The organism is Bacillus sp. AFS055030, from assembly GCF_002574545.1.
Lineage (GTDB): Bacteria > Bacillota > Bacilli > Bacillales > Bacillaceae_G > Gottfriedia.
The window spans coordinates 13,805-28,408 of record NZ_NUGT01000088.1; the positions used below are offsets into that span (position 1 = coordinate 13,805).

12 protein-coding genes and 9 tRNA genes are annotated in these 14,604 nt (G+C 33.5%); 3 read left to right on the top strand and 18 right to left on the bottom strand.

What is annotated here, in order from left to right; genetic code table 11:
- Nucleotides 1-71 precede the first annotated feature (71 nt).
- Both CN925_RS20490 and CN925_RS20495 read left to right on the top strand, forming a co-directional pair.
- On the top strand, nucleotides 72-821 hold the full coding sequence (locus CN925_RS20490) for a TraR/DksA C4-type zinc finger protein (RefSeq protein WP_098848655.1): 750 nt from the start codon (nucleotides 72-74) through the stop codon (nucleotides 819-821).
- Between the two features lie 108 nt (nucleotides 822-929).
- A complete protein-coding gene (locus CN925_RS20495) occupies nucleotides 930-1,391 on the top strand; it encodes a TspO/MBR family protein (RefSeq protein ID WP_098848656.1) in 462 nt (153 codons plus the stop codon).
- A 61-nt stretch (nucleotides 1,392-1,452) separates the two neighbouring features.
- Here the strand turns inward: CN925_RS20495 and CN925_RS20500 are convergent, their stop codons facing one another.
- Nucleotides 1,453-1,653 carry a cold-shock protein gene (locus CN925_RS20500; protein WP_088013613.1) on the bottom strand — a complete coding sequence of 67 codons (201 nt, stop codon included), beginning with the start codon at nucleotides 1,651-1,653 and terminating at the stop codon, nucleotides 1,453-1,455.
- A gap of 473 nt (nucleotides 1,654-2,126) precedes the next feature.
- On the opposite strand from CN925_RS20500, the gene CN925_RS20505 reads away from it, so the two are divergent.
- Nucleotides 2,127-2,915, top strand: a complete 789-nt coding sequence (locus tag CN925_RS20505) for a TIGR00266 family protein (RefSeq protein ID WP_098848657.1) — start codon at nucleotides 2,127-2,129, stop codon at nucleotides 2,913-2,915.
- 75 nt (nucleotides 2,916-2,990) lie between these two features.
- On the opposite strand, the gene CN925_RS20510 is transcribed toward CN925_RS20505, so the two are convergent.
- The 17 genes from CN925_RS20510 to CN925_RS20590 form a co-directional block, all read right to left on the bottom strand.
- Nucleotides 2,991-3,812, bottom strand: a complete 822-nt coding sequence (locus CN925_RS20510) for a lipase family protein (RefSeq protein ID WP_286138566.1) — start codon at nucleotides 3,810-3,812, stop codon at nucleotides 2,991-2,993.
- A gap of 37 nt (nucleotides 3,813-3,849) precedes the next feature.
- Complete coding sequence (locus CN925_RS20515) at nucleotides 3,850-6,258, bottom strand: glycogen/starch/alpha-glucan phosphorylase (RefSeq protein WP_098848659.1); 2,409 nt, start codon at nucleotides 6,256-6,258, stop codon at nucleotides 3,850-3,852.
- A 25-nt stretch (nucleotides 6,259-6,283) separates the two neighbouring features.
- Nucleotides 6,284-7,717, bottom strand: coding sequence for a glycogen synthase GlgA (gene glgA, locus CN925_RS20520; RefSeq protein WP_098848660.1), 1,434 nt, complete (start codon nucleotides 7,715-7,717; stop codon nucleotides 6,284-6,286).
- Nucleotides 7,711-8,730 (bottom strand): GlgC family sugar phosphate nucleotidyltransferase, encoded by a 1,020-nt coding sequence (locus CN925_RS20525; protein ID WP_098848661.1) that lies wholly within the window; start codon nucleotides 8,728-8,730, stop codon nucleotides 7,711-7,713. Before CN925_RS20525 ends, glgA begins: the two co-directional genes overlap by 7 nt.
- Before the next feature lie 48 nt (nucleotides 8,731-8,778).
- A complete protein-coding gene (locus CN925_RS20530) occupies nucleotides 8,779-9,906 on the bottom strand; it encodes a glucose-1-phosphate adenylyltransferase (protein ID WP_098848662.1) in 1,128 nt (375 codons plus the stop codon).
- On the bottom strand, nucleotides 9,854-11,782 hold the full coding sequence (glgB, locus tag CN925_RS20535) for a 1,4-alpha-glucan branching protein GlgB (RefSeq protein WP_098848665.1): 1,929 nt from the start codon (nucleotides 11,780-11,782) through the stop codon (nucleotides 9,854-9,856). The genes CN925_RS20530 and glgB overlap by 53 nt, the downstream gene beginning before the upstream one ends.
- 741 nt (nucleotides 11,783-12,523) lie before the next feature.
- On the bottom strand, nucleotides 12,524-13,069 hold the full coding sequence (locus CN925_RS20540) for a bifunctional transcriptional activator/DNA repair enzyme AdaA (RefSeq protein ID WP_098848663.1): 546 nt from the start codon (nucleotides 13,067-13,069) through the stop codon (nucleotides 12,524-12,526).
- 346 nt (nucleotides 13,070-13,415) lie between these two features.
- Complete coding sequence (locus CN925_RS20545; protein ID WP_098848664.1) at nucleotides 13,416-13,610, bottom strand: hypothetical protein; 195 nt, start codon at nucleotides 13,608-13,610, stop codon at nucleotides 13,416-13,418.
- Between the two features lie 177 nt (nucleotides 13,611-13,787).
- Nucleotides 13,788-13,859, bottom strand: a tRNA-Glu gene (locus tag CN925_RS20550).
- Nucleotides 13,860-13,869: 10 nt separating this feature from the next.
- A tRNA-Ser gene (locus tag CN925_RS20555) sits at nucleotides 13,870-13,960 on the bottom strand.
- Between the two features lie 6 nt (nucleotides 13,961-13,966).
- A tRNA-Asn gene (locus CN925_RS20560) sits at nucleotides 13,967-14,041 on the bottom strand.
- A 19-nt stretch (nucleotides 14,042-14,060) separates the two neighbouring features.
- Nucleotides 14,061-14,137: transfer RNA gene (locus CN925_RS20565), tRNA-Ile, on the bottom strand.
- A gap of 17 nt (nucleotides 14,138-14,154) precedes the next feature.
- Nucleotides 14,155-14,225, bottom strand: a tRNA-Gly gene (locus tag CN925_RS20570).
- A 6-nt stretch (nucleotides 14,226-14,231) separates the two neighbouring features.
- Nucleotides 14,232-14,307, bottom strand: a tRNA-His gene (locus CN925_RS20575).
- Nucleotides 14,308-14,316: 9 nt separating this feature from the next.
- Nucleotides 14,317-14,389: transfer RNA gene (locus CN925_RS20580), tRNA-Thr, on the bottom strand.
- Nucleotides 14,390-14,423: 34 nt separating this feature from the next.
- Nucleotides 14,424-14,499, bottom strand: a tRNA-Phe gene (locus tag CN925_RS20585).
- An 8-nt stretch (nucleotides 14,500-14,507) separates the two neighbouring features.
- A tRNA-Asp gene (locus tag CN925_RS20590) sits at nucleotides 14,508-14,583 on the bottom strand.
- Nucleotides 14,584-14,604: the final 21 nt, after the last annotated feature.

A 14,604-nucleotide genomic window follows, 5' to 3' on the forward strand; every position in this document is an offset into this window, starting at 1 on the left:
TAATTCATGTTTTCCCCCTTTTTGAACAAAATATGGGTAGTCATATTCATTTATTGAAAAGGGGGAGCATGATGCTTTCACAATCACAAATCCAAACTTTAAAAACCGAATTACTAAAACAAAAAAAACATATAGAAGAAAGACTAAATGATCCAGCCTTTACACCATATTCACTTAGAGATTCTGTTGATGAGCTTTCACTTGCAGACAACCACCCGGGTGATTTAGGTACAGAATTATTCGAGCGTGAAAAAGATATTTCTCTTCATGAGCATTTAAGAAATGAACTAAATGATGTTAACACAGCCTTAGAAAAAATTGAAAATGGAACATATGGTATATGTGAAGTAAGTGGTGAAGAAATACCTTTTGAACGTCTGGAAGCTCTTCCAACAGCTAAAGCAATGATTGAACATACTCACGATCAGCATATTTCAAGTTCTAGTATAAGATACGATCGTCCTATTGAGGAAGAAGTTCTAAACCCACCATTTAGTAGAGATCCTAAAGATCGCTCAATGATGTATGACGCTGAAGACGCATTACAAGATGTTGAAAGATATGGTAATTCTCAAACACCGTCTGATTTTGAATTCAATAATATTGAAGAGTATGGAAGCACATTTACTGAGAGCTATGAAAATGTAGGTTATGTTGAAGAATTTGAAAACTTTATCGGTACAGATATTTACGGAAAAAATCGAACTGTCTATCCTACAAAAAAACACGAGCAATATGAACAAGATCTTGATGATTATGAGGAACAAGCTTTAAATGGTGAGTTATCTGAAATTGATGTAAAAGATATTGAAAAGTACTAAGTGAGTTAGCCTTTCATGAAAAAACGATTACTACAATGTGATCGTTTTTTTTATATTTTCAAAATATATACATATACTTAATCAATACAACTTTATTGAGGAGGTTTTATGAATATTAAGTTAATCGTGTTATTTTTCTCCATATACTGTTTATTTTTTATTTCTTCTATTCTATTTCCGGTCGACTCGGCTTGGTATGCTCATCTAAATAAACCTAGCTATACTCCTTCAGGAAAAACAATCGGAATTATTTGGGCATTCTTATATTCTTTCATTTCTTTAAGCGTATGTATAATCGTTTCTTCAGGAGAATCCTTCAAAAAAGCTAAAGGGTTTTATTTTATATTGATTATTAATTATGTATTTAATCAATTATTTAGTTATTTTCAATTCAAACAAAAAGATTTACTTATGGCTACAATTGATTGTGGACTCGTCTTTGTTACAGCAGTTCTTTTAGCTTCAATCGCTTATAAACAGTCAAAAACTGCATTTGTTTTACTTATTCCCTATTCTATTTGGTCATTATTTGCAACTTATTTAAACTACAATATCTTTTTACTAAATTGATAGATTTCTATATTAATATAAAAAGGCATCCTAAAAAAGGATGCCTTGAACATAACAAAAATTATTTTTTGTTTACGTTAGCAGCTTGTGGTCCACGGTTTCCTTCGATGATTTCGAATTCAACTTCTTGACCTTCTTCTAAAGTTTTGAAACCTTCGCCTTGAATTGCAGAGAAGTGTACGAATACGTCGTTTCCACCTTCAGTTTGGATGAATCCAAAACCTTTTTCACTGTTAAACCATTTAACTTTACCGAATTCCATCGATAATACCTCCTAGAAATACATATATACACTATTAATGCGTGCATAAAAGAGGGGTGAAGAAAAAGAACGTCATTGTCCAATCAGCTTAGGATTGCTACAACATTGAAAGTGGTCAAAACTTCTTTTCAAGACAAAGAAAAATGAGCGTTACTAAAAATTTTGTAGTGCAAATGTATCGTTAATTTCTTACCTTCAAATAAATATGCAGTTAATAGTAACTTAAATATATCATATCTAAAAAAGTGCGTCAATGACACTTAGCCATAATTGAGGGAATTTTTTATATAATTCTTATAATTCATCTTTTATACATTTAGACCCACCTGGCTTCCTTTAAAAATGGTATAATTTCTCATTAAGCAGTAAAAATAAATGAGGATTCTGTAATAATTTATCTAATTTTTTATTTTTAAATAATTAGATTTTAGTAATACAATATTTGTATAGTTAAACTAAAAGGAGGAATAAAAATGAAAAATTCTCATGAAGTTACATATAAAATCCATGGCCATGATATGCAGTTTGTACAAGTAGAGCTTGATCCGAAGGAAACTGTCATTGCTGAGGCTGGCGCGATGATGATGATGGATGATGGCATCGAACTTGAAACAATATTTGGTGACGGTTCATCACAATCAGGTGGATTATTTGGAAAATTGGTCGGAGCTGGTAAACGCCTAGTTACAGGCGAAAGCTTGTTTATGACTAGTTTTACTAACCGTTCAAGCACTTTAAAAACAGTCAGTTTCTCCGCTCCATACCCTGGGACTATTATTCCGTTAGATCTACAAAAGTATGGAAATAAAATTATTTGTCAAAAAGATTCTTTCTTAGCAGCAGCAAAAGGAACTTCAGTTGGAATCGAGTTTAGAAAGAAATTGAGTACCGGTCTATTCGGTGGTGAGGGCTTTATCATGCAAAAACTCGAAGGTGATGGACTTGCTTTCTTACATGCTGGTGGTTCAATTTACCAAAAAACACTTCAACCAGGTGAAAAAGTTAAAATTGATACTGGATGTATCGTTGGCTTCACTGGTGGTGTGAATTATGAAATTGAATATGTTGGAAATGTAAAAACTGCACTTTTTGGAGGAGAAGGTCTATTCTTCGCTACATTACAAGGTCCTGGAACAATTTGGGTTCAATCATTAACTTTAGCAAGATTAGCTTCTCGAATTGGCCAATACTTACCAAACTCATCTAAAGAAGAAGGAAGTATATTAGGCGGACTTGGTAATCTACTGGATGGTAATGATTAATTCAGGCTACTATAAAAGCGTTATTTAGTTTACATAAAAAAACTAGTCATTAAAATCTTGACTAGTTTTTTTCCATTAGATTACTTCCTCTTCAACTAATTCGTTTTCACGTAATTTGTAAGTAAAAGTTGGAGTATAATCAAAATCTGACTGCATCTTTTTAACACCTTCAATATAAGTCGATAGATCGTGACTACTTCGAATAGAACCTTTATTTAATGCAAAAGTAATTGGTTGTTTCACTTGAACGTATTCTAAATAAATTTTTAATGGCTTCAATTCTATTTTAAAAGGTGGGCTTAAAGGGATCATATCATATAAATTTACAAACCTTAAACTATGCCTAACATTTTCGTCATAGCTTTCTTTAAACTTTGTATTTCCTACTTTTGGAGAGCCAAATGAATAAACATTTGGGTTACAAATTCCAGTCATTGTTATTTCATATCCTAATAACGTGGCCAATGAACCACCTAAACTATGCCCCGCTATGAATATTTTTTTTGAAAGAGCCTTTTCCTTCACAATTGCTAAAAGCATTTCTCGACAAGATTGATAAATTGATAGAAACCCAGAATGAACATTCCCACCGTTCCTCACATATGGGAACAAGTCTTGATCAATTTTCAGATCAGCTAACCAATCTAAATCTGACATCGTTCCTCGAAACACAATAATCACAGATACATCATTTTCAATAATATAGCCAAACCATTCTAGTTCTCTAATTGCACGTGCTTTAATTGTATCTACTAATGAATATTTTGATGGGACCATAAATTTACCATCATTATCATACTGAGCATATGCCTGTTCAATGCAAAGTAATAATTCTAAGGCCTTATCATAGTCAACCGAAAGGAATTTCAACGTATCTCTCCTTTCCCGAATATTCATCAATAAATGAAAAACCTCCTAATTATCTAAGAGGAGGTTAAGAATGGTGTAAGGTTCTTTGATGAATATTCCAAATTTCTGATGCGTATTGACGAATCGTGCGATCACTCGTAAAAAATCCAGATTTCGCAACATTGTTAAGACTTTTTATAGACCAATCTCTTTTATTTTGATACGTTTGATTGATACATTCATGCGCTTTTACATATGAGGAGAAGTCTCTAAGTAAAAAGTACTCATCATTATAAGACATGAGCGAATCAAAAATTGGTTCAAATTCTTCTCTTGGTAACGGGAATAATCCATGAAGCATTTGATCTAACACCTTTTTAATTCGCGGATCATGATGATAATAATCACTGCTTTTATATCCACCGTATTGGTAATAATTTAATACCTCGTCAGCTGTAAGACCGAATGTAAATATATTCTCTTCGCCAACTTCTCTTAAGATTTCAATATTTGCTCCGTCAAGTGTACCAAGTGTTAAAGCACCATTCATCATAAATTTCATATTCCCAGTACCTGAAGCTTCTTTACTTGCAGTCGAGATTTGTTCACTAATATCCGCTGCTGGAAAAATAATTTCACCTAATGAAACTCGATAATTTTCAATAAAAATTACTTTAATAAATTGACTAATATATCGATCATTATTAACAATATCAGCCACTGAATGAATTAATTTAATGATCTTTTTAGCAAAATAGTAACCAGGAGATGCCTTTGCGCCAAAAATAAAAGTTCTTGGATGCATTTTAAAATGTGAATCTTCCTTTAAACGATTATATAAATACATGATATGTAAAACATTTAGTAATTGTCTTTTATATGCATGCATCCGCTTTACTTGAATATCAAAAATTGAATCTGTATCTAATGCAATTCCATTTGTATAGTGTACATATTTTTCGAGAACTTCTTTTCTCTTTTTCTTTACACTCATAAATTGCGTTAAAAATGCATCGTCATCTTGATATTCTAATAGATTCTCAAGTTGAGTTGGTTCTTGTATCCAACCGTTTCCTATCGAATCATTTATTAAACTACTAAGCTCGGGATTACATTGAAGTAACCATCTTCTATGAGTAATACCATTTGTTTTATTATTAAACTTGAATGGCTCATACTCATAAAAAAGCTTCATTTCTCTTTGTTTTAAAATTTCGGTGTGGATTTCAGCAACTCCATTTACACTCTTACTGCCTACAATTGCTAAATGAGCCATTTTAACGACTCCATGAGCGATTATAGCCATTTGTTCAATTCGATCCCAATCACCTGGGTATTTGCTCCAGAGCTCTTTACAATATCTTTCATTTATTTCTTCTACAATCATATAAATTCTTGGCAATAACGGCTTAAATAAATCAACTCTCCACTTTTCAAGTGCTTCCGATAAAGTTGTATGATTTGTATATGAAATCGTTTGAGTTGTAATTTCCCATGCTTCATCCCAGGATAACTTTTCAACATCGATTAAAATTCTCATCAATTCTGGTATCGCTAAAACTGGATGTGTATCATTTACATGAATAGCAATTTCTTCATGAAGTTTACGAATATTACCATACTGCTCCTTATATGAATCTACTATTCTTTGAATACTTGCAGAAACTAAAAAATATTGCTGTTTTAGACGTAAGATCTTTCCTTCATCATGTGTATCATCAGGATATAAGAATTCTGAAACTGCTTCTGCCTCTCGCTTATATTTCATTAGTGATTTATTTGAAGAATGAGTAGACGCTTCAGCACTCCATAATCTCAATGTATTTACAGTAGTTGTATGGTAGCCGATAATCGGTAAATCATATGGTACGGCTGTGATTGCTTCTGCACCATGAAGGCGGAATTCCAATCGATTTTTATTATTATATACTTCTACTTCTCCGCCAAATAAAACTTCAATTGCTTCATCATCTCTTCGAACTTCCCAAACATTTCCGTATTTCAGCCATTGTTCAGGCAGCTCTACTTGATATCCATCAACAATTTTTTGATCAAATAGGCCATGTTTGTAGCGAATGCCACATCCATGACCAGGCAAGTCTTGAGATGCTAATGAATCCAGAAAACATGATGCTAATCGTCCTAATCCACCATTCCCTAGACCAGCATCGCTTTCAAACTCCTCAAGATCACTCAAAGAAATGCCTAATCTCGCGAGGCCAGATTCACATAACTCCCTAAGCCCTAGATGAATTAGATTACTTTTTAAAAGCTTTCCTAATAAGAATTCAATTGATAAATAATATACTTGTTTTTTTCGCTCTAAGCGGTATTGTTCACTCGTTCCCAGCCAATTACCGCTTATATGTTCACGAATCATCGTTCCGAGTGTTTGAAATCGCTCTTGAGTAGTGCTATCTGCAGTACTCTTTCCATGCATACTTTCTAGCTTCTCTTTAAAACACCACTCAAACTCCTCCACACTAGAAAACATGGAATCACCTCACCCTAAAAGATTTTTACTTTGAAGATTGCAAATATAATTTTGCATATTCTTTAGCTGATTTTAACCAACTTGAATCTCTTCTAATTGCATTCCTTCTGACTGATTTCCAATGCTTTTTATTCTCATAAATACTCAATGCACGTTCAATTGTGTGAAGCATATCGTGAGCATTATAGTTCGTAAAAGTAAAACCATTTCCACTCTTCGTCTCTTCATTATATGACCAGACAGTATCATTTAGCCCCCCAGTCTCTCTTACGATTGGTACACATCCATACTTCATCGCAATTAGCTGACCTAGACCACATGGTTCAAATAGTGAAGGCATTAGGAATAAATCTGCACCTGCATAAATCTGATGAGCAAAGCGTTCATCAAATCCAATATAGGCTCTAACTTTATCGTAGTAATTATGCTCCATTGCTCTAAAGAAGTTCTCGAATTCTGAATCACCAGAACCTAAAATTACTACTTGGACATTATGATCCATAATTTGAGGGAATACATGTTGAATGAGATCAATGCCTTTTTGGCTTGTTAATCTAGAAACCATTGCAATAATAGGAATATTTTCATCCATTTTTAATGCAAGTGACTCCTGCAATTTCAATTTATTATTTATCTTATTTTCGATTGTAAATTCATCGTAATTAGAGTGAATTTTTGGATCAGTAGCTGGATTATAAATTGTTTCATCAATTCCGTTAACAATCCCAAAAAGTTTGTGATCTTGCTCACGTAATAGACCATCAAGTTGCTCTCCAAAAAATTCGTGCTTAATTTCTTCTTTATATGTTGGACTAACAGTTGTTACGAAATCACTTGAAATGATTCCAGCTTTCATAAAGTTGATACAATCGTAAAATTTTAAATAGTCATCGCGGAAATATTGTTCATCGATCCCTAACATATCGTCCATTACTACTTTTGGGAATACGCCTTGGAATTGAAGATTATGGATTGTAAATACAGATTTCATTTTTGGATTAATATCTTTTAATGCACCATACTCTTTCATGAAAAATGGAATCATTGCTGTATGCCAGTCATGACAGTGAATAACATCAGGTTTAAAGTCTAATTCTTTAATACATTCAATTGCAGCTAAAGAAAAGAATGCAAAACGCTCTCCATCATCAAAATGACCATACAACTTATCTCGATTGAAATAGTACTCGTTATCAATAAAATAATAAGTTGTACCTTCTAATTTCAATTCAAATAAACCACAATACTGTTTTCTCCAACCTAGATTTATCGTTAGCTCTTTAACTAGCTTAGCTTCTTCTCTAAATTTAGCAGGTATTAACGAGTAAAATGGAAGCATAACTCTTACATTCGTATTAAGTTTATTTAAATACTTTGGGAGAGCGCCTGCAACATCTGCAAGCCCTCCCGATTTAACAAATGGTACACATTCTGAAACAATATATAAAACATTTACCACTGAATCAACGCTCCTTGAACTGAACCTTTTTGAAGCACAACTGGCTCACTTAAGCTTCCTTTTATTTCAACACCATCTTCTATTCGAACATCTTTATCTAAAATAACACCATCTAATATACAATTATCTCCAATGTTTGATTTTTGCATAACAATACAATTTCGAATAATTGTATTTTTTCCAATTTTCACGGCTCTTGAAATAATACTATTTTCAACCGTTCCCTCAATTTCACATCCATTAGCTACAATTGAATTTTTTACAACTGCTTCTTTTGAATATTTTGTTGGTGGCTCATCTTTAACCTTAGTAAAGACAGGATAAGACTTTAAGAATAATTGATTCCATATTTCAGGATTTAATAATTTCATACTTTGCTCGAAATAATCCTCAATTGTTCGAATGATTGAAACCTGTTGAGGTATTTCATACGCACTTAGTTCAACTTCATTATTTTGATCACGTACAACGTCCATAATTGTTTCATAGCCTTTTTCGTGGAAATTTTCAAAAAGCTTTAACAATAACTCTTTTTCAAGAATATAGATGTTTAAAGATTTACCGAACTGCTTTAACTCAGTAATTTGTGCCTTTGTTTCAACATGTCTCTTTAAAACTGGTCTGAAATCCACTGAGCAAATCGTATAACTATTTGCTACTACTACATACTTTTGAGTAGAACGTTGTAAAAATTGAATATGCTTTTCAATGAAATCGAATGTACCAAAAGCTCCATCAGTTGGTTCTGGCGTAAAAATAAATAGTCCATCTTTTTTACGATTTAAGTCCCAATGTTTACCGGAGCCTAAGTGATCAATAATTGATCGATAAGGTTTATCTGGAAATACAGCGACACTCGTAATACCAGAGTTCACCATATTACTTAACATAAAATCGATTAAACGATATCGACCTGCATAAGGAAGAGTTGCTAATGGTCGATGCTGTGTTAACGGCTTTAAAGATTCAAAATGTGTTGACGCCTCAATTATTCCTAGCATAGTATGTTTCATCAAATAACCCTCTCAATCTATTTTTCTATTTGAGGAATGAGCCACCTCTTATTCTTCGCTTGTAACTAAAATTACCTCTTCATAATCTTTCTCAGGACCTAAAAGGCTTCCATCAGGAATAACCATTCCAGGAGCTACTACTGCACTTTCAATTCGAACATCTTTTCCAATTACACAACCTGGCATAATGACAGAATTTTTTATCATACTGCCTTCTCCGATTGTTACACCTTGGAATAATACTGAATGTGATATAGACCCTTCAACAACACACCCCTCATTAATTAGAGAGTCTTCAACGATTGCTGTAGGTGCAATATATTGTGGTGGTTGATTTGGATTAACTGAATATATGCGCCAATCACGGTCATATATATTTAGTTCACTATCTTCATTTAATAGATCCATATTTGCTTCCCATAAGCTTTTTACTGTACCAACATCTTTCCAATAACCTTTGAATGGGTAAGCAACTACCTTTTTCTTTTCTTCTAATAAAAGTGGAATAACGTCTTTACCAAAGTCATTAGTTGATTCTGGATTGCGATCATCCATCTCTAAAAACTCTTTTAAAACATTCCATTTAAAAATATAAATTCCCATCGATGCTAAATTACTCTTCGGATATTGAGGTTTTTCTTCAAATTCTATAATATCCATTTCTTCATTTGTATTCATAATTCCAAAACGGCTAGCTTCTTCAATCGGAACTTCGATAACTGAAATAGAAACATCTGCCTCTTTTTCAATGTGGTAGCCTAACATTTTACTATAGTCCATCTTATAAATATGGTCACCTGAAAGAATCAAAACATATTCAGGATGATATTGCTTTATATAATTTAAATTTTGATAAATTGCACTTGCAGTTCCTGTATACCATTTAACTCCAGAAGCTTCTGAATATGGCGGTAAAACAGTTACCCCACCATTTAATCGATCTAAATCCCATGCACTTCCAATACCGATATATGAGTTTAGTACTAGTGGTTGATATTGGGTTAGCACCCCAACAGTATCAATACCTGAATTTGTGCAATTACTTAAAGTAAAATCGATTATTCGATATTTACCTCCGAAAGCTACGGCTGGTTTAGCTAGTTCTTTTGTTAAAGAACTTAATCTACTCCCTTTTCCTCCTGCTAGTAACATTGCTACGCATTTTTTCTGAACCATTGCTGCTAATCCCCTTTCGCATTTTAACTGGACGAATGATTGTAAAACTATAGGCAGGTAATGCTATTTCAATACTGTATGGTAAACCATGATATGGTATTTCCTCTGTTTCAATGGCAGAACGATTTATTTTACTATCGCCGCCAAATTGTATATAGTCACTTGAAAGCAATTCTTTATATCGATGCTTTGCAGGTACTCCAATTCGATATTTGTCATAAGAAATTTCTCTAAAATTACAAATTATGATGACAAAATCATCTTTGTTTTTTCCTTTACGGATAAATGAAAATACACTTTGGTCTGCATTATTTGCATCAATCCATGAAAATCCATCCCAATGATTATCAACTTCATAAAGTGATTTATTTTTTTTATAAATCGATAATAATTCTTTGAAATACTTGTTCATCTTGGCATGATATTCATAATCTTTAATCATCCAATCAACTTGCTCTAAATCCTTCCACTCATCAAATTGCCCAAATTCACTTCCCATAAATAGGAGTTTCTTACCTGGATGAGATAAATAATAACCAAATAGTACTCTTAATTGAGCAAACTTATCCTCATATGTACCTGGCATTTTATTTAACAATGACTTCTTACCATGTACTACTTCATCATGTGAAAAAGGTAAAACAAAGTTTTCTGAGAAGGCATATAAAAACGAGAAAGTCATCTTATTATGATGATGCTTTCTTTCCGTTGGGTGAGTCTCCATATAAGTCAAAACATCATTCATCCAACCCATATTCCACTTAAAATTAAATCCTAATCCACCTTCGTATGTTGGTGCAGTAACCAATGGCCAATCAGTAGAATCTTCTGCAATCATTAATACTTGTGGATCATATTCAAATACCGCTTCATTTAATTTTCTTAAAAAGTTAGTTGCGAAGGGATTTTCTTCATTTCTATTTTTCCAATATAAAATATTTGCAACAGCGTCTACTCTAAAACCATCGATGTGAAAATATTCCATCCAATATAAGGCGTTTGAAATAAGAAATGATTTTACTTCTGGCTTTGATAAATCAAAATTTGCTGTTCCCCATACTTCATTTTCTCTAGCATCATAACCTTCATATTCATATGTCGGTTCACCATCAAACATGTAAAGTCCGTGAGAATCTTTACAAAAATGACCTGGTACCCAATCCATAATGACTCCTAGTCCTAGCTGGTGGCATTCATCAATAAAGCTCATTAGCTCATGAGGATTTCCATATCGACTAGTAGAAGAAAAATAACCTACTCCTTGATACCCCCAAGAACGATCATATGGATGTTCAACTAATGGTAATATTTCAATATGTGTAAAACCATGTTCTTTTACATATGGAATTAGTTCTGTCGCTAGTTCTGCATAAGTATAAAAATCACCGTTTTCTTTCTTTTTCCAAGAACCTAAATGTACTTCATAAATTAAAACTGGTTCTTCATATACAGACTTTTTGAATTTCTGTTTTCGATATTTTGCATCTTTCCATTTATACCCTGAAAGATCATAAACAATCGAAGCAGTACTTGGTCGTAATTCACTATAGAAAGCATAAGGATCACTTTTTAATAAAACTTCACCATGTTTCGTTGAAATTTCATATTTGTATATCGTCCCATGACCAATTTCGGGGATATATATCGTCCATATCCCTTGATCGTTCAACTTTTCCATTTTATGTTCAGAACCATTCCAATTATTAAAGTCCCCAACAACTGAGACACCTTTCGCATGTGGAGCCCACACTGTAAAAGTAGTTCCAACTTTATTCCCTTTTTTTACTACATGTGCCCCAAAACACTCATGGCTATGGAATAAACTTCCCTCATGGAATAAATGTACATCAAACTCAGTTGGCCGTGTCAAAAGCAACATCCTCACCTCATTACAATCTCTTAAATTCTCCTATCTCTTAATATTCTACAAATATATATATTTACCTTGTTTTTATGCAAAAAAAATTCAAAAACATTTTTTGGTAAATGAATAACCATTCATGAAAACGTTGTCATTATAGCACTTGTCGTAAAAATGTCGAATTTGTCGAACGAATATATATGTATAATTATACATCTTTTTCCTGAATTCCCTTGTAACAATTTGTAAATTTTTGATTTTTCATGAAATTTCATACATATTTCACACTTATATTTCATATAAACTTTCTATTTAAGAAGATTTGTCGAAAATTATCAGATTAAGAGGGAGAATCTTTTTTTAAAATTTTTTTAGAAACAATAATCAAATTACCTGGAAAGTTAGATGCAAAAGTACTAAAAATCTCTAAACCGATCTCAGATTTATATGGAAATATAGAAGATCAATCAACAATTCCTATTGATCAAAATAGTGACATAAAATTAACTGACTTACATATTTTTGCATTTCAACAAAAACATTTAACAATCGTAATATAATAAAAAGGATCTTCGTTTTTACGAAAATCCTTTTTGTCTTATTATTTATAATCTTATTAGAGTTGCATTCTGTCTCTTGGTGTTACATAAGAAACGAATCTCTGAAATCAAAAATACACCACATACAATTACAAAAAAAGCCACACAGCATTCCTAATATTTCAATAAAGCTACTCCATCTTTTCATTTCATTTATTTACCTCTTTCTGAATGAAGTTGGAGTGCTACTATAATGATGCCGAAACATGCTTGAAAAATGTGATGACCCTTTAAAACCAAGATTATGCGCTATTTCAGTTATGGTATCCTCAGTATCCCGCAATAATCTCTTAGCTTCTATCATTTTTAACTTATTTACGAATTCTAACGGTGATAAACCAGTGGATTTTTTAAATAATCTTTGCAAATGAAATTTACTTACTCCAACTTCAAGTGCTAAGCGATCCAATGTTAAACAGCTTCGAAATTCTTTTTCAATAAACTGTTTTGCTGATAAAATAATTTCCTCTTCATTTGAGTGAAGTAAATCAGGTTGACATCTTTTACATGGACGGTACCCATCATTAATTGCCAAAGATAATGACGGATAATATGCTACATTTTCTTTTAATGGGATTCTTGACTTACAAGAAGGTTTACAACAAATCCTAGTGGACTTAACTGCATAAATAAATACTCCATCATAGTTTTCATCGCATGATTCAACTGCATTCCACATGACCTCATTATTTAATCCACTCATTTAATCACCTCACCTTTAGCTATTCACATTTTAACACTAAGATAATGCGCTTGCTTTCAATTTCTTCTTGCTCTCTAATTTAAATAAACGTTGTTGAGGAATCATACAGTATTATGCAACATCTTTCAAAGAAGAATGAGTGATTTTGTACATATTTAAATAATCGAAAATGTACATGTTTAAGTTGACATTTATAGTTCACGTCCGTTCACTTGTTATATAAAATAAAATGGGAAAAAGGAGGGTCTTTTTAAAAGATACTTTTACTTGGTAGAAATTGAAAAGGAAGAGGTTATTATTTGAAGTAAAAAAGCACTGATAACAACGGTTTTCCACAAGTATTACATCATGCCGCCCATACATGACTAGTTATACTAGCTGACACAATTGTGAAGCTTAAAAAACCTTTATAGAATTCTATTGGTACCCCTACTGACCTCCAAAATGGTACATCATTAATACCCGAATCTATATTAAGTTGACATTTATATTGTTCCTCTACTTTTGTCACTAGACCTAGTATATCTATGTTAGAATTCATTTACACGTAACTCCATTCGTTTAACTTGTTTCTCGACAATTCAAGTATAACGAATATTGGAAGTTACGTGTTTTTTATCTAAAATTGTGTACATACCCCAACATAAAGTATAGAGCCGTATTAAAAGACAAAAAAGCTCAGTTACCTGTGTTATCACAAATAACTGAGCTTTAGATATGACCCGTACGGGACTCGAACCCGTGTTACCGCCGTGAAAGGGCGGTGTCTTAACCGCTTGACCAACGGGCCAAAAAAAATATGGCAGAGAAGAAGGGATTCGAACCCTCGCACCGGTTACCCGATCTACTCCCTTAGCAGGGGAGCCCCTTGAGCCACTTGGGTACTTCTCTATAATATGGCTCCGCAGGTAGGGTTCGAACCTACGACCACTCGGTTAACAGCCGAGTGCTCTACCACTGAGCTACTGCGGAAAAATAATTATAAATTTAATGGTGGGCCTAAATGGACTCGAACCATCGACCTCACGCTTATCAGGCGTGCGCTCTAACCAGCTGAGCTATAGGCCCATTAAATTTTATAAAAAAGCGGGTGATGGGAATCGAACCCACGACCGAAGCTTGGAAGGCTTCTATTTTACCATTAAACTACACCCGCAAAATATGGGGCGACCGATGGGAATCGAACCCACGAGTGTCGGAACCACAATCCGATGCGTTAACCACTTCGCCACGATCGCCATAAAGAGTGCCGACTAGAGGACTTGAACCCCCAACCTACTGATTACAAGTCAGTTGCTCTACCAATTGAGCTAAGTCGGCGAAATAAATATTGTTTGTTGCCATTTTTTTAAGATGGTGGCTCGGGACGGAATCGAACCGCCGACACGAGGATTTTCAGTCCTCTGCTCTACCGACTGAGCTACCGAGCCATCTTAAATGGCGGTCCCGACCGGGATCGAACCGGCGATCTCCTGCGTGACAGGCAGGCATGTTAACCGCTACACCACGGGACCATTTGGTTGCGGGGACAGGAT